Genomic DNA, 16,274 nt, shown 5'->3' with positions numbered 1-16,274 from the left:
AGTAAACGTTTATAAGTATTATTAAATTTCGCCTTCAATATTTTACCTCACCACCACCCATACCGCTATTATACTGGATTGTATTTATCTCCCCTTTACTAACTTTTAAAAGTTTTAAAAGTTTTTTTGAAAACCACTTGCATATTTATAACTATTAGTTGTATAATTATGCACATGGTAATTAATTAAGTAAACTTTTAAAAAGAAGTTTTTCTACAACTTATATATGGTTGTAGTTATGAGGTTAAAAATAATAGGTTATTTTAGGAGGAGATTTTTAAATGAAAAAAGGATTATTAAAAAAAGTATTATCTATAGCTGTGATTGGAGTTATAAGTTTTTCATTAGCAGCATGTACAAATAAAAAGCAAGCTGGTTTAGATAAAATTAAATCTTCTGGAAAGCTTGTATTAGGTACAAGCGCTGATTATCCACCTTATGAATTTCATAAAAATATAGATGGCAAAGATACTATTATAGGTTTTGACATAGCAATAGCTGAAGAAATGGCAAAGGACTTAGGGGTAGAACTTGAAGTAAAAGATATGGATTTCGATGGTCTTTTAGCAGCCTTAAACACTGGAAATGTAGATATAGTTATGGCTGGCATGACTCCTGATGAAACAAGAAAAAAGAAAGCAGATTTTTCAAAAATTTACTATAATGCAGTTCAAGAGATAATAGTAAGAACTGAAGATAGTGATAAATTTAAATCCTTAGAGGATTTTAATGGTAAAAAAATAGGAGTTCAAAAAGGATCTATTCAACAAAAAATGGCTGAAAGCCAATTAAAAGGCGCTGAAATAAAGGGACTATCTAAGGTTACAGACTTAGTTCTTGAACTTAAAAATAAAAAAGTAGATGCAATAGTGGTTGAAAAGCCAGTAGCTGAGGCTTATATAAAGAAAAATGCAGACATGACTTTAGCATCTTCAAAGCTTAAAGAGGAAAGCGAAGGTGGTTCTGCAGTGGCTTTAAGTAAAAATTCAGGAGAACTTTTAGAATCTGTTAATAAAACTTTAGATAGATTAATTAAAGATAATTCAATTACTAATTTTGTTGTTAAATATAATGACTTAATGGAAGAATAGCAAGGAGGACTTAAAGTGGATTTTAGTTTTTTAAGTGAATACTCAGGGTTTTTCATGCAAGGTGCTAAGTTCACCCTGCTCCTTGCGTTTTTCACAGTAATGTTAGGATCATTAATGGGACTATTGCTTTCTCTTATGAAACTTTCAAATAATAAGATTTTTAAATCTATAGCTTCTATTTACATAGAATTTATAAGAGGAACACCGGTATTAGTACAGCTTTATATCATATATTATGGGCTACCAGCCCTAGGAATTGAATTTCCTGATATGGTAGCTGCTGTTATAACCTTATCTATAAATAGTGCAGCTTATGTAGCTGAAATAATTAGAGCAGGTATAAACGCCGTAGACAAAGGGCAAATGGAGGCTGCAAGAAGCCTAGGTATGGGGAAATCCATGGCAATGACACATATTATAATTCCTCAAGCCTTTAAAAACATTTTACCTGCCCTAGGTAACGAATTTATAGTAATAATTAAGGAATCTTCTATAGTTTCTGTAATAGGAATTCATGAGCTTATGTACAATGCTAACACCATAAGAGGGAACTTATTCCAACCTTTCGAACCTCTTATAGTGGCTGCTTTAATGTACTTTATAATGACATTTACTCTTTCAAAATTATTAGGAATAGTTGAAAGGAGGATGAAGGTAAGTGATAGAAATTAAAAATCTTCATAAAAACTTTGGTAATAATAAAGTTTTAAAAGGTGTAAATGAAGAAATAAAAAAAGGCGAAGTTGTAGTTGTAATAGGACCTTCTGGCTCTGGGAAAAGTACTTTTCTTAGATGCTTAAACCTTTTAGAAGAACCTTCTTCCGGCAATATAATATTTGAAGGAGAAGATATTACAGATAAAAAGGTTGATATAAATAAGTTAAGAGAAAAAATGGGCATGGTTTTTCAACAGTTTAACCTATTCCCTCACAAAACAGTTTTAGAAAACATAACTTTAGCTCCCATAAAAGTTAAAGGTAAATCAAAGGAAGAGGCAGAATCCATAGCCTTTAAATTATTAAAGAAAATAGGCTTAGAAGAGAAGGCAAAAAGCTATCCAGCAGAGCTATCTGGAGGTCAAAAACAAAGGATAGCTATAGCTCGTGCCCTAGCTATGGAACCTGATGTTATGCTCTTTGACGAACCAACCTCCGCTCTAGATCCTGAAATGGTAGGAGAAGTTTTATCAGTTATGAAAGAACTAGCCAAAGAAGGTATGACTATGGTAGTTGTTACACACGAAATGGGCTTTGCCAAAGAAGTTGGCCATAGGGTCTTGTTCATGGATGATGGAAACATAGTAGAACAAGGAGATCCCAAAGAAATATTTTCAAATCCCCAAAATCCAAGAACTAAAGACTTTTTAAGTAAAGTGCTTTAATTTAATAGGCTTCTCATAGTTTTCTATGGGAAGCCTATGTTTATACTATTTATAGGATTACTATCATTGGTTAAGCCTACTCCCTATATGAAAGCAGGAAATAAGCCCTATGCTACTCTTAGATAGGTTCTTCTAAGACTCATGTAGTAGAGGTGTCCCTCACAAGTAAACTCCATCTAAATCTAAGAATCTCTTTATAAATAAAAGTATAAATTACTTTATAAATTAGCCTATAATTTGATTTTAACAAACTTCTTTTTTCCTACTTGTATAATATCTTGGTCTTTTAACTGAACTTCTTCAACCTGTTCTACTTTTTCCCCATTTACCTTAACCCCACCTTGAGCTATTAGCCTTCTAGCTTCACTGTTTGATGGAGCAAGTTTTGTATGCACAAGAACTTGAAAGAAGGTCATATCTTTATCTATCTCTATAGACTCTAAGTCCTCTGGCATTTGGTTTTGCTGAAATACATTTACAAAATAGTGCTCTGCCTTTGAAGCTTCTTCTTCTCCATGGTATAGCCTCACTATCTCTTTAGCTAAACTCATCTTTATATCTCTTGGGTTTACTGTACCCTCTTCAAGTTTTGCCTTAATGTCATCTATTTTATCTGGATGTATGTCTGTAGCCAGTTCAAAGTATTTTATTATAAGCTCATCAGGAATTTCCATGGTTTTTCTGTACATAACCTCTGCACTTTCATAGATTCCAATGTAGTTTCCAAGGCTTTTACTCATTTTTTCTTTCCCATCAAGACCTTCTAATATAGGCATAAACAATGCAATTTGACACTCTTTTCCATACTCTTTTTGCATAGTTCTACCCATTAGTATATTAAATCTTTGGTCAGTTCCTCCAAGCTCTATATCCGCATTTATTGCTATGGAATCATAAGCTTGCATTAATGGGTAGAAAAACTCATGAATTCCTATACTCATTTCATTTTGGAATCTGTTTTTAAAGTCTTCTCTCTCTAACATTCTAGCCACAGTGTACTTTGCAGAAAGTTCTATGACATCCCTAAAATTAAGCTTTTCAAGCCATTCACTATTAAATCTTAAATCTGTTTTTTCTTTATCTAATATTTTAAATATCTGTTTTTCATAGGTTCTTGCATTTTCCATAACTTGCTCTTTTGTAAGTTGCTTTCTCGCCTTTGACTTACCTGTAGGATCTCCTATCATACCTGTAAAGTCCCCTATGATTATTACAGCTCTATGCCCTAAATCTTGAAGTTGTTTTATCTTTCTTAAAACCACAGCATGACCTATATGAATATCTGGAGCACTTGGATCAAGCCCTAGTTTTACTACAAGAGGCCTATTTTCCTTTTCTACTTTTATAAGCTTTTCTTTTAATTCATCTTCATTTATAATCTCAGCTGCACCTTTTTTTATAATTCTTAATTGTTCATCTATATTTATCACTTTAAATTCCCCTTTTCTAATTCAAAATTATTCACTTTTTTACTTAATGCTATTAAGGAAAGATACATAATTTTTTATTAAAGCCGGCTAATAAAATAAAAAAACTCCCGTCCCTATAGCTAAGCTATAAGGACGAGAGTGTATAATCTCCCGTGGTACCACCTTAATTTATCAATATGTCACCATATCAACCTTTTCGAGTACAATATAATACTCTATCCCTATAACGTGGGAAGGAAACCGTCAACAGCCTACTAACTTAAATAAATTAAGGTTTTGGTGTGATACTCAGAGACGTATTCAGCATATTCCTCTTCACTCCTTTCCACCAACCAGGAGCTCTCTTTAGAAGACTAATATCTTACTCTTTCTCTTCACAGTATTTAAAATAAATTTATTTGTTAAATTTTATTTCATATTAGCAAATATAAACTCAAAAGTCAACCTTCAATTCAAAAGTTTATTAAAGTTTTTCAATACTTTATAATATACTTAGGGTATAAACAGATTTCTAGGCTTTAGAAGGGTAAAAACTCCCCTAAAGCCTAGAAATCCTTATTCAAGTACCTCTCCGCTATTTATTCCCACTTTAAAGAAGATGGGGTATTAGAGCCGGTAGTTATTGGATAAGTTAATAATACAAATGTTAAGTAACTTGGATTTATTACATGTTATCTATAAATATATGCATAGCTTCTTTCATAAATTTTGCTAACCCAGGTTTTATATTTTCATAATAAGCAGTAAATCTCTCATCTTGTATATATAAATCTCCAAGACCTTTGTAAATTTCCGGTGTACAGTTGTAAAAATTATCATTTATATATTTATAATGTTCTTTTATAAGTTTTTGAACCTTTTCCTCCCTTGCTCCTTCATTCATCAATAAAGAAATTTCTCTAAAAATTCTTTCACCCTCTGCATTTAAAGAATTCCACTTATCTTTATTATACCCTCTAGTCTTTTTATCACACTGATCCACTATTTCTTCACCATATTTCTCTCTAACTTCCTTTCTGTACTCCTCAATTTTGGAGTCATCAAAGGATTCAAACATATCTTTCTTACTCATATCTATCTCTCCTTCCATTGCTTTAATTGTTATTTCTACTGATTTCAGAATATTATCCAGCCTGCTTTTTTTCCTAAGCAAAAGCTCTTTATGACATTTAAGCGCTTCTTTTTTATCATAAATAGGACTATTCATTACCTTCTTTATTTCTTCTAGCGTAAAGTCTAATTCTTTAAAAAACAATATCTGCTGCAATTTTTCTAAGTCTGAATCAGAATAAAGTCTATAACCAGACTCTGTTTTATTATGTGGTCTTAAAAGTCCAATATGATCATAATGGTGAAGTGTACGAATACTAACTCCTGTTATATCCGCTACACTTTTAACGGTGTATTCCATGGTATCACCTCCACAACCTTATAATAAGCTATAACGTAAGGTCAGAGTCAACAGTAAATTTAAAAATATATTAGATTTTATTTATTAGGAAACTCATCAGATGAGTACTCAAAGAGTAAGCCACTACCATCAAATCATAAATTTGGGATGTCTACTTAAAATAATAAGGAGTAAATGCATACCCCTCTTTAGGCCAGTACACCTTTACTCCTTAATCAAAACCATATTAATTCTAAATAATTATTAAGGCAAAACCAGTAGCTGGTAATACCAATGCGCTTATAAACCATGCTAATGCACTTTTCTTTTGTCTATTAGTTAAGAATACACAGACTAAAACTGCAATAGTAAGTACTATAAATCCTATAAGCCTTGTTAATTCTCCACCCATAAAAACCACCCTTTTCATAAACTAATTTCTTGCCTTTAGAGGAAGTTTTTATTCTCTCTAAAGCTTAGAAATTGTTATCCAGGGACGTAGCCGCTCTTTATTCCCACTTTGAAGAAGAAGGGAGCATTAGAGCGGGTAGTCATCAGATAAACTAATCCTTAACTATATCTTATGACAAAAGGTAGCTAGAAACCATAACTGTCAGCTTACAATATGAGCTTAAAGTCTTACAGTTTCGTAAGATAAAGATTTTTATGTAACTTACTATAAGAATTTACTCTAAGAATAGTTCACTTATTTATAAATGAAAATATATTTAAAGGTTTTAAACATAAGACAAATTTTATCCATGACCATCAGTACTTAATCTTTACCAATCCTCACCCAATGGCAAAACTTATTTTCTAGAACATCTATTATCTTAAATAATATAAATCCCATAATGCTTAAAGCTACTATGCCAGAAAACATCTCTAAATAATTTATCATACTCCAACTATTCATTATAAAATAACCTATACCATAAGTAGTCGCAAAGTTTTCACTAGTAAATAGTACTGCAATACTTATACCCACACTTATCCTTACTGCTGTAAATATTTTAGGAAGTGTTGCTGGAAATATTAAATGCTTATAAGTTTCTAATTTAGATACCCCTAAGGATTTTATAGATAAAATAAGTTCTTTAGGTATTTCCTGAACTCCATCTCTTACAGCCATTATTATTTGAAATACTATTATTATAAACATTAAAATTATCTTTGGCGTATTACCCAGACCAAAAAATATCATAAGTACTGGTAAAAAAGCTATTTTAGGAATGGGATATAATATGTATAGTATTGGTGCCATAACTCCATCTACTTTTTTACTTAGCCCCGTAATAAGCCCTATGGGTACCCCTATGATAACTGATAAAAATAAGGCTATAAATATTCTTAAAAGGCTTGCTACAATGTGTGGAGTTAAAGTCTTAGGAAGTACCTTAAAAAAATATTTAAATGTAGCTAAGGGTGATGGTACTACAGCAGAGTTCACAGCTTTATGAAGAATATACCATAGTAAAATAACTACTGTAATCCCATAGAAGGTTTTTAAACAGGACTTAAGTTTAACTTTATTCACTTAATCACCTTCCCCATTGTATATACATTTTCTTACTTCCAGGCAAAATTTATAAAAATCTATGTTTTCCCTTAAATCTCCTTTTCCAAAGTAAGGGTTTTTAAGTATGTTTTTTATTTTCTTTTTCTCCATAATAACTATATGTTCTCCTAAAAAGGCAGCTTCTTCAATACTATGGGTAACTATAACTAAGGTAAATTTCTTTTCACTATATAATTTTAAAATCAACGACTGTATGTGTTCCTTTGTCATAGCATCTAATGCAGAAGAAGGCTCATCCATTAATAATAAATCTGTATCCAATGCCAAAGTCCTTCCTATGGCAACCCTTTGTTTCTGTCCACCACTTAATTCCCCTGGATACTTATTTTTAATATCATAAATTCCTAAGTCCTTTAAAACCCTCTCTGTTATGATATTAGCTTCTTCTTTATCTACCTTTCTAGATTTTAATGTAAAACACACATTATCCCACACCGTTTTCCATGGCAAAAGACCTAAATCTTGAAGTATTAGTCCTGTTTCTTTTCTTACCCCATCAATGCCCCTATGATCTATTATAACTTCCCCAGTATTTGGCTTTATAAGTCCAGCCATAGTGTATAGCAAAGTGGTTTTACCACAGCCTGAAGGACCTATTATAGAATAGGTGCTATGTTTTTCTATATGAAGACTTATCTCCTCTAAAGCCTTTTCCTTTCCATAACTTACATTAACATTTTTCATATCTATCATTATTTAACCCCCTCACTTCTATGAAGTGATTATTAGATTCAAAAGTCTTAAAACCATAATTAAAAATATTTCTCATAAATCCTTTTGTTCATATGTGATTGTTCCTTACATAATTTATATTTTATATTTGTTAAGAAGCAAAAGCAATTGATAAGAAAATTATGCATAATTTCATTTGGTTAAATCTCCAAATATAAAACTTTAAAGTGAATTTTAATACTATATTAAAAAGTTTTATATTTAAAGATCTTTTTATCATAATTATTGACAAATAACCCTATAATACTTTGTACAATTATACGAAAATGAAACTATATGTAAAAATATCCAATATAATCTGATATAATCTATTTGTCTAGGATTACCTATACTGGGCAAGTTTAGATAGCATTTATCCCATGACTACCCGCTCTAATATTCCCCTCTTCTCCAAAGTGGGAATAAAGAGTGGTTACGTCCCTGGATAACGATTTCTAAGCTTCAGAGGGAGAAAAACTCCCTCTGAAGGCAAGAACTCTGTTTATCCGATGACTACCCGCTCTAATATTCCATCTTCTCCAAAGTGGGAATAAAGAGCGGTTACGTCCCTGGATAACGATTTCTAAGCTTCAGAGGGAGAAAAACTCCCTCTGAAGGCAAGAACTCTGTTTATAGGTACAAATTTATAGGAGGTCTCATATATGAAAATCATCTCTAGTAAAGATAAGTCATTAAAAAAAGCTTCTTCTAAAGTAGCTGAGAAAAAGATTAAAGTCAAATCTAATAAAAGAAAGGATCCTAAAAATTTAATAATAGATTCTTCAAAAAAAATAAAAGCTAACACCTTATATAGAAAGATTATAACTTTAACTCTAGCCATGGTACTTTTATCTTTGCTTACCTTTAATATAATTGTACATTTTATAACTAGACATCAAACGGTAGAAGATTTTAAATCCTCTACTAATCAATTATTAGAACAGACTGCTAGATACGTAGATATTATTACTTCAAACATAGATGGTATTTCAATGCAAATTTTCTCAGACAGGGATTTTACTGGAGCTTTAACTAAAACCTATGATGACGTGTTTGAAAAGTATACAGCAAAGACTCAACTTGAATCTAAAATTAAAAACTTAACCCTTAGTTCTAATAGTAACTACATAACAGGCATATATCTTATAAGAGAAGATGATCTTTCTTTAACCTCTGATGGTACTTCCATTACCGCTGATAAAAAGTCAAAAATCTTACAAGAAGAATGGTATAAGGATGTAATTAAAGCTAGCGGAAAATCCATTTGGGTGCCTTCTCATGAAGATAATTTAGGCAATATGTCCTCAAATACAAATTCAAAGCCTCTAAGTCATGCAAGGCTTATTAAAGATGTAAGTTCTCTTAAATCTATAGGAGTTCTAAAGATAAACTTAGATCCAAATATTTTTAACTCTACCCTAGAAAATATAAAGCTAGGAGATAGTGGGTACATATTTATAGTAGACAAAGATGGTTATGTAATTTCCCATAATAATAAGGAACTTATAGGTACAAAACTAGAAGGCGATCACATAGATACTATACTTTCAGGTGAAAATGATTCTATAAGTTTTAAAGAAGAAGGTAAAGAAATCTTTGGAGTATACTCCACTGTAAAGTCTACAGGATGGAAAATAGTAGCTGTAGTGCCAAAGGCAGAGCTTTCTAAAACCTCTGAAATCATAGGTTATTATACTGTATTATTATTAGTAGTATTTTTAATAATCACATTTGTAATATCAGTATATAACGCAAAGAAAATAATAAAACCTGTAACCTCCATAGTAAAGGTTACTAAGGAAATTTCAAAAGGAAATTTAGATGCTAAATGCTCTCATTATAATATACAAGAGATGGACGAGCTTTCTGATAACTTTAACGGAATGATAACTAGTTTAAAAAACTTGCTTCTTACAAGCTCAGAACTGTCTAATGCCACGGATGTTTCTGCTAAAAATCTCCTTGATATATCTCAAGAGATAAAATTAAGTGCAGAAGAAATAGGGGCAGCTTCCCAGCAGATAGCAAATGGCTCTTCAGAGCAAAGTGAAACCGCTATGGTATGTGTTGAAATATCTAATAGCTTTAATTATGAAATAAGCAATGCAGTTAATACCCTTAATGAAGCTAATAAAGCTACAGAGAAATCTAGATATTCTTTAGATGAAAGTGAAGAAGTAATCCAAAGCTTAAGTGAAATTTCTAAGGAAAATTCATCCTCTATGCAAAAAGTAAGTCAAACTATAGAGGATTTAAGCAATAATACTCGAGATATCTTGATTATTCTTAATAAAATAGGAGACATTTCATCTCAAACAAACCTTCTTGCATTAAATGCTTCCATTGAAGCTGCAAGAGCTGGTGAGGCTGGACGTGGCTTCTCTGTAGTAGCAGAAGAAATAAGAAAGCTTGCAGAAGAATCTCAAAATGCTTCAAGAGATATTAAAACAATAATAGACAACATAGGAAACTCAATACATGCTTCAATATCAATCTCTAAGGAGGCTGAAAAAACTTTTGAAGAAGAGTTAAATCAAGTTAGCAACACTATTACTAGCTTTGGAGAAATTAAGACATCCTTTGAAAGTATAATAATTGCTATGAATAAGGCCACAGAATCTATAAAACTCATAGATACAGGTAAAGATATTTTAAATAAATATATAAATAATATTTCCGAGATATCTCAAAAGAATACTGCATCCACAGAGGAGGTTACAGCTTCCATAGAGGCACAAACTATCTCTAATAATGACCTTTATGACTTAGCTAAAGATCTAAGTGAAAATGCAGAAAAATTAAAATCTTCCTTATCTGATATTGCAGGAGAATAATAGAGTTAACCTTTTATCCTATGACTACCCCCTCTAAGACTCCCATCTTCTTTAAAGTGGGAATAAAGAGCAGCTACGTCCCTGTTTTATGAATGGACTTAATATTTGTTTTTTCTTCAGTAAAACAGTGGAAAAGAAGTGGAAGATAGACGCTTAAAATAAAAGCATTGAAAAATAAACAGAAAATAGTAGCTGAAAAATGAAGGTTAGTAGAAAAGAAATACACAATAGTAACTGAAAAGCTAAAAGCACAGTATGAAAGTAACTCAAAATGTTAACTAAAAAATGAAGAACAGTTAACAACTTTAGTGTAATTTGAATACAAAATAGTTGTTAACTGTCTTATATTTAGTTTAGTTCCTTATAATGTAAACTAATAAAAGTTTACTTTTCTTAGATAAAAAATTGTTAGTTAAAAATTATTTTAGGTGCTCTTCTTACAATCTCACCTGATGTAACGGAAATATATAAGTCAGCTAATCCTAAATTTTCAACTTTGTAAGTTTTTAAGTACTTTCCTTGAAGCTCTTCATCATATCCGGTGTATTTGCAGATATATAATGTAATATTAGCATGAGACAATGCTATATCATTGATGCGGCTTATCATATATCCCTTTTCTTCCTTAGGTACTTTATCAGATCTAAGTATACTTGATATAACATCTGCCTTTGCTATTTGTAAAGCTTGTCTTTCTGTAATTGTAGGCTCTACATTTGCTTCGGAATCTGCTTGGTAGAGACTATTGTCAAAATAGCCATGAACAGATTTTATTTGGTTGTTATCATTAAAAACAACAATATAAGTATTGTCAGTAGTAATACCATTTACTACCTGTGATAATCTAAAAACATCATTTGAATCTCTTAGAAGCTCAAGTTGATTCTTTGGATCTGATATTCTAAAAATATCTTTATTATCCTCAAAAAACTCAATTATGTTATCAAAGTTTCTCGACATTGGTGCTGAAAGAATACCTCTAACAGATCTAGGTGCATTTTTAATCTCTGCATTTGCTGAAGATTCTTCAATTTCTTCAATGTGAATTTTACTCTGTTGAACATTTTCCGATGATGTAATAGAATATTGAATTTGTTCACTATTGTTGCAATCAATAGCTTTGGCTTGTACCTTTGGTATTGATACCAAGGATACAGCAGTAACTACGCAAATCATTGATGTAATAAATTTACTTTTCATTAAAAACTCCCCCTTGATACAAAATATTTACATTGGATCCAAAACGAGTATAACATACTGATATTTATATATCAACTTTCTACAATTAAGTTATTTTTTGTAATATTTTGTTCTATATGTTATAATTAAAGTTACACTACTTTTTTTGAACCACTTATTTTTTTAGTGAATAATTCAAAAAATTAAAAATTAAAATATCAAATGATTCTTAATGTCATATGAAGTTTAATTGCCAGTAATATCTCTATACATCTGAAGCTATGAACGTGAGTTTCCTAAGCAGAGAACCAAGATCTATGATCTTATGTGAGTGGGTTAAGTTCTACCCAAACCTATGATTTCACGGTAGTAATTTACTCTTTTAGTACTCATCTAAAGTTATAAATATGAGCTTCCTTTAAAGAAATATTAGAGGCGATCTTTACAGATAATTGTAGTTAAATCCTGAAAAAATATGCTATTATATAAAAAAATACAAAAGGCAACACCTATTGCCTTTTGTAATTTGAATTAATAATTATTAAGTTTTAAAGCTTTAACTTTTTAATTTTTAGTTTTTAGTTTTCTAACTGAACATGGATCTTTAAAAATTATTTAATTAAAGGCCACTAGAACCGAAGCCGCCTTCTCCTCTTTCACTATCTGTAAGTTCTTTTATTTCTTCAATATTTACTTTTATAGTTGGTTTTACTACCATCTGAGCGATTTTCATTCCGATCTCTACCTTAAAAGTATTTTTTCCATGGTTTATTAAAATAACTCCGATTTCTCCTCTATACCCCTCATCAATAGTTCCTGGGGTGTTTAATACAGTGATTCCATTTTTTAAAGCAAGACCACTTCTTGGTCTAATTTGAGCTTCTGTATTTTCTGGAAGTTCAATTATAACTCCAGTATGTATTAATTTTGATTCTCCTGGGTTTATTTCCACATCATCTATAGAAAACAAGTCAAGTCCAGCATCCCCCTTGTGGGCACATTCAGGCAATTTAGCCTTTGGATCTATAAGTTTAATCTTTAAAGTATACATATTTAAAAGTCCTCCCTATTAGATAAATAATCAAGCTTTTTCAAAAGCAATCATATAGTAAATTCTTAATAAATTATACATTTAAATTCTTAAAAGCACAAACCTAGTCTATTTTATGCTAAAATGTCTCTTTTACAAAATTGTAACTGTATTAAATCAAATGTAAGGGAAGAATATAATATAATATGCGTACTATTAATTTCTAAAAATCCTCCTGTAACCACAAAACAATCTCTTCTATTTCCTTTTTAATTGATTCATCTTTAATGTTTTTTAAGGGTATTAATACTGAAGCTTTTTCGAAATTTATTCCTTTTAATGCTTTTTCTATAGCATATGGCAAGCTAGTTTTTAATGCATCTGAATAAACCTTAACTTCATTTATTGTCCCTTTTGAAACATTTAAATTTATATCTATACTACCAAAAGATAATCTTTTCTCGTATTTTATATGGAATATAGGAGTCTCTCCATATATCCATTGCCAAGAGCTATATTTTTTATATAACTCTTTTATTTCATTAAATTTTTCCTCTTCTGCTATAAACTCTTCTGCATTGAGATTATATATCTTCTTAAAGCTTTCTACTAAAGCCTTCTTTAAAGAACTAATATCTATATCTGAATTCAATTCTTTTAAATTAACCACCCTAGATTTTACAGAATCAATGCCCTTTGATTGAATCTTTTCTTTTGATACTTGAAGGTATCTTGATAATTTACTTTTATCTACATCTAATAACAGAGTTCCATGATGATAAGAGTTTTCTTCACCGTAATAAAAAGCATTTCCTGAAAATTTCTTTCCTTCAACTTCTATATCATTTCTCCCTGAAAATAAAGCTTCCACATTAAACTTACCAACAGCATCAATAATAACTGAAAGCTGTTTTTCTATATTAAAATTATCTTTAGAGGTAATAAAGGTGAAGTTCAAATTTCCCATATCATGATATACCGCTCCTCCACCTGAAAGTCTTCTTGCTAATTTACCTTCTTCATTATTTAAAGCCTCTATGTTACATTCTTTCCAAGGATTTTGGTTACTTCCTATTACTACGGTATTAGCATTTTGCCACAAATAAAATATTATCTCATTATCTTTTGCATTCTCTAGAAGGTATTCTTCTAAAGCTAAATTAAACCAAGGATTGAAGCTGTTTGAGTATATAATCCTTCCAATTAAATCTCTATTTGACAAAATGGATGGCTCCTCCTTCTAGCTCTAGTGCAGCTTCGTGTATAGATTCTGCTGTGGTAGGATGAGCGTGTATAGTATTTACTATTTGATCTACAGTTAAATTATTCTTTATAGCTAAAGATATCTCTGGAATCAAATCTGTAGCATGAGGTCCCACTATTGCTCCACCTATTACCTTATTAGATTTCTTTTCCTTTATTATCTTTACAAAACCTTCTTTTTCTCCGTATATTAAAGCTTTCCCATTTGCAGCAAAAGGAAATTTACCTACTTCAATGTCTAACTCTTTAACTTTAGCTTCCTTTTCTGTAATTCCTACTGTAGCAAACTCTGGAGTTGTAAATGTAGCCCCAGGTATTACTGAATAATCCATTACTGCATCTTGTCCCATTATATTTTTCACAGCTACAGTGCCTTGATGGGATGCTACGTGAGCTAATTGAATCTTATTTGTTACGTCTCCAATTGCATATATTCCTTCTACAGAAGTTTCCATCTTATCATTTACCTCTATAGCTCTATCTCTTTCTGTAAGATTAACACCTATATTTTTAAGTTCCTCTTTGTTCATAACAGGACTTCTGCCTACTGACATTAATATCTTATCTGCTGTTATAAACTTTTTCTCTCCAGCCCTTTCAAAAGCTAAAATAAGATTATCCTCTTCAGCTTTTATTATCTCCTCAGCTTTAGCTCCAGTATATAAATTTATTCCATAAGCTCTAGCGCTTTCTTCAATTACTTCTATAATATCCTCATCATAAGTGGATAATATTGAATCAAAGTATTCCACCACAGTAACCTTTGAGCCAAGCTTCGCATAGATAAATGCAAATTCCATACCTATAATTCCACCGCCAATGATTAGAAGTTTTTTAGGTATTTCTTTAAGACTTAATGCCTCTTTATTTGTAATTACTCCTGGAAGATCATTACCTTTAATAGGTAATAAATTAGCCTTTGAGCCTGTAGCTATAATTACATTTTTAGTTTTTATAGTAGTTTCAGTGTTATTAGCCTTTACAAATATGGTGTTCTTATCTAGGAAGTTTCCCTCCCCTTTAACAATCCTTACTTCTCTTTTTCCTAATATGTACTCTATTCCATTTTTTAATTCCTCTACTACAGAGTCTTTTCTTTCAATTACCTTTTTCATATTTACATTTATATTGCTAGCTTCAAGGCCAAACTCCTCAGCATTTTTCATATTATTAAATATTTCAGAGCTTCTTACTAATGATTTAGTAGGTATGCAGCCATAATTTAAGCAGGTTCCTCCTAGACTATCCTTCTCTATAATCACAACCTTAGCACCTAACTTTGCAGCTTCTATCGCCGCAACATATCCCCCTGGACCTGCTCCTAAAATAGCTATATCACATTCTATCTCTTCCTTTTTAGGCTTTAAAAGTCCACCTAAATAGTTAAAGGCTCCTTGGGATTTTGATTTATTTTCATTTTTTTCATCTAATGAAGTGCTTGCTTCCTCACTTCCACCTAAAGCCTCAGCCTTAGCTATTACATCACCAATCTTTAAAGTGTCCCCTTCGCTTATACATAAGTCTTTTATTGTTCCATTTATGTTAGATTTAAAATCAACGCTCCCTTTATTACTTTCAATGGAAATTAGTTTATCTCCAACCTTTACACTATCTCCTGATTTTATATGAATTTTACATACCTTTCCCTGCTTAGCATGACCACTTATCTTATTTAATATAATATCTACCATAGTTATACCTCCAAAAATCATAATGGGAAATACCCGGGAAATGCACCCCCGGGGGTGTATTTCCCGCTGTATTTCCCGTTGCATTTCTCTATTAGAAATCCTTCTTAGAAATCTTTTTAGAACTTCTTGTTAAAAGTTCTTATTGGAAATCCTTTTCAAACTCGTCAATAGAATCTTTTAATAATGTAACTGAATAAGCTATAGATGGACCTCCACCAAATGCAACTGATACCATGGCAGCTTCCATAATTTCTTCTCTTGTAGCTCCAGCTTCTAATGCTTTATATACATGAAAAACTATACAATACTCACATCTATTATAAGCTGCTATTCCTATACTTATTAATTCTTTTGTCTTTGTATCAAGGTTTCCTGGTTTATATGTTTCTCCTAAAAGATTCATAAATGCATCTAAATTATCTTTATTTGTTTCTCCTAATCCTTGAAGTCCTCCCATAAAGTCGTTTAACATTTCTCTTGGATCTTTTCTCATAATACTCTACCTCCGTAAAAAAACATTAGCTCAAATAATAAGCTATCTAATAATTAGTATAGCAACTATTAGTTTGTTAATCAATATATTTGTTAAAAAAATTTCAATCACGTTAAAAATTTATCGTATCCCTCTCACCCCTAACCCCTAACCCCTAACCCCTAACCCCCAACCCCCAACCCCCCACCCCCCACCCCCCAAC

Annotated in this window: 14 protein-coding genes and 1 other annotated feature; of the genes, 4 read left to right on the top strand and 10 right to left on the bottom strand. The window is 31.2% G+C overall.

From position 1 onward, the window contains the following. The first annotated feature begins 281 nt into the window (after nucleotides 1–281). Genes KQI89_RS16955 through KQI89_RS16945 form a run of 3 tightly spaced genes read left to right on the top strand, consistent with a single transcriptional unit; the run spans nucleotide 282 to nucleotide 2,472 of the window. Complete coding sequence (locus tag KQI89_RS16955; RefSeq protein WP_032122944.1) at nucleotides 282–1,091, top strand: transporter substrate-binding domain-containing protein; 810 nt, start codon at nucleotides 282–284, stop codon at nucleotides 1,089–1,091. A 15-nt stretch (nucleotides 1,092–1,106) separates the two neighbouring features. Then, nucleotides 1,107–1,763, top strand: a complete 657-nt coding sequence (locus tag KQI89_RS16950) for an amino acid ABC transporter permease (protein ID WP_032122945.1) — start codon at nucleotides 1,107–1,109, stop codon at nucleotides 1,761–1,763. After that, nucleotides 1,750–2,472 (top strand): amino acid ABC transporter ATP-binding protein, encoded by a 723-nt coding sequence (locus KQI89_RS16945; protein ID WP_216458093.1) that lies wholly within the window; start codon nucleotides 1,750–1,752, stop codon nucleotides 2,470–2,472. The genes KQI89_RS16950 and KQI89_RS16945 overlap by 14 nt, the downstream gene beginning before the upstream one ends. 230 nt (nucleotides 2,473–2,702) lie before the next feature. Here the strand turns inward: KQI89_RS16945 and tyrS are convergent, their stop codons facing one another. The 5 genes from tyrS to KQI89_RS16920 all read right to left on the bottom strand — a co-directional run bounded on the left by tyrS (nucleotide 2,703) and on the right by KQI89_RS16920 (nucleotide 7,564). After that, nucleotides 2,703–3,902 (bottom strand): tyrosine--tRNA ligase, encoded by a 1,200-nt coding sequence (gene tyrS / locus KQI89_RS16940; protein WP_216458092.1) that lies wholly within the window; start codon nucleotides 3,900–3,902, stop codon nucleotides 2,703–2,705. A gap of 125 nt (nucleotides 3,903–4,027) precedes the next feature. Beyond that, nucleotides 4,028–4,289 (bottom strand) — a binding site (T-box leader). Nucleotides 4,290–4,566: 277 nt separating this feature from the next. Further along, a complete protein-coding gene (locus KQI89_RS16935) occupies nucleotides 4,567–5,313 on the bottom strand; it encodes a MerR family transcriptional regulator (protein ID WP_216458091.1) in 747 nt (248 codons plus the stop codon). 232 nt (nucleotides 5,314–5,545) lie between these two features. Continuing rightward, a complete protein-coding gene (locus KQI89_RS16930; RefSeq protein ID WP_216458090.1) occupies nucleotides 5,546–5,704 on the bottom strand; it encodes a hypothetical protein in 159 nt (52 codons plus the stop codon). A 363-nt stretch (nucleotides 5,705–6,067) separates the two neighbouring features. Further along, nucleotides 6,068–6,829, bottom strand: a complete 762-nt coding sequence (locus tag KQI89_RS17845) for an ABC transporter permease (protein WP_216458089.1) — start codon at nucleotides 6,827–6,829, stop codon at nucleotides 6,068–6,070. After that, on the bottom strand, nucleotides 6,830–7,564 hold the full coding sequence (locus KQI89_RS16920) for an ABC transporter ATP-binding protein (protein ID WP_216458088.1): 735 nt from the start codon (nucleotides 7,562–7,564) through the stop codon (nucleotides 6,830–6,832). 680 nt (nucleotides 7,565–8,244) lie between these two features. On the opposite strand from KQI89_RS16920, the gene KQI89_RS16915 reads away from it, so the two are divergent. Beyond that, nucleotides 8,245–10,416, top strand: a complete 2,172-nt coding sequence (locus tag KQI89_RS16915; RefSeq protein ID WP_216458087.1) for a methyl-accepting chemotaxis protein — start codon at nucleotides 8,245–8,247, stop codon at nucleotides 10,414–10,416. 408 nt (nucleotides 10,417–10,824) lie between these two features. On the opposite strand, the gene KQI89_RS16910 is transcribed toward KQI89_RS16915, so the two are convergent. The 5 genes from KQI89_RS16910 to KQI89_RS16890 form a co-directional block, all read right to left on the bottom strand. After that, complete coding sequence (locus KQI89_RS16910; RefSeq protein WP_216458086.1) at nucleotides 10,825–11,616, bottom strand: hypothetical protein; 792 nt, start codon at nucleotides 11,614–11,616, stop codon at nucleotides 10,825–10,827. A gap of 598 nt (nucleotides 11,617–12,214) precedes the next feature. Further along, entirely contained in the window at nucleotides 12,215–12,646 is a 432-nt protein-coding gene (gene dut / locus KQI89_RS16905) for a dUTP diphosphatase (protein ID WP_216458085.1), read from the bottom strand. 202 nt (nucleotides 12,647–12,848) lie between these two features. Beyond that, entirely contained in the window at nucleotides 12,849–13,847 is a 999-nt protein-coding gene (lplA, locus tag KQI89_RS16900; RefSeq protein ID WP_216458084.1) for a lipoate--protein ligase, read from the bottom strand. After that, nucleotides 13,837–15,579: a dihydrolipoyl dehydrogenase gene (lpdA, locus tag KQI89_RS16895; RefSeq protein WP_216458083.1), complete on the bottom strand. Its 1,743-nt coding sequence runs from the start codon at nucleotides 15,577–15,579 to the stop codon at nucleotides 13,837–13,839. Before lpdA ends, lplA begins: the two co-directional genes overlap by 11 nt. 139 nt (nucleotides 15,580–15,718) lie before the next feature. Further along, nucleotides 15,719–16,072: a carboxymuconolactone decarboxylase family protein gene (locus KQI89_RS16890; RefSeq protein WP_032122956.1), complete on the bottom strand. Its 354-nt coding sequence runs from the start codon at nucleotides 16,070–16,072 to the stop codon at nucleotides 15,719–15,721. Nucleotides 16,073–16,274 lie beyond the last annotated feature (202 nt).

The organism is Clostridium simiarum (genome assembly GCF_018919175.1).
In the GTDB taxonomy this organism is placed as follows: Bacteria; Bacillota; Clostridia; order Clostridiales; family Clostridiaceae; genus Clostridium_L; species Clostridium_L simiarum.
The sequence above is the reverse complement of the archived record's forward strand: the minus strand, read 5'-3'. Positions and strand labels throughout refer to the sequence as shown.

Coding starts and splice junctions, on each gene's coding strand:
- KQI89_RS16955 (WP_032122944.1), top strand. CDS start 282: ATGAAAAAAGGATTATTAAAAAAAGTATTATCTATAGCTGTGATTGGA.
- KQI89_RS16935 (WP_216458091.1), bottom strand. CDS start 5,313: ATGGAATACACCGTTAAAAGTGTAGCGGATATAACAGGAGTTAGTATT.
- KQI89_RS16930 (WP_216458090.1), bottom strand. CDS start 5,704: ATGGGTGGAGAATTAACAAGGCTTATAGGATTTATAGTACTTACTATT.
- KQI89_RS16920 (WP_216458088.1), bottom strand. CDS start 7,564: ATGATAGATATGAAAAATGTTAATGTAAGTTATGGAAAGGAAAAGGCT.
- KQI89_RS16915 (WP_216458087.1), top strand. CDS start 8,245: ATGAAAATCATCTCTAGTAAAGATAAGTCATTAAAAAAAGCTTCTTCT.
- KQI89_RS16910 (WP_216458086.1), bottom strand. CDS start 11,616: ATGAAAAGTAAATTTATTACATCAATGATTTGCGTAGTTACTGCTGTA.
- dut (WP_216458085.1), bottom strand. CDS start 12,646: ATGTATACTTTAAAGATTAAACTTATAGATCCAAAGGCTAAATTGCCT.
- lpdA (WP_216458083.1), bottom strand. CDS start 15,579: ATGGTAGATATTATATTAAATAAGATAAGTGGTCATGCTAAGCAGGGA.
- KQI89_RS16890 (WP_032122956.1), bottom strand. CDS start 16,072: ATGAGAAAAGATCCAAGAGAAATGTTAAACGACTTTATGGGAGGACTT.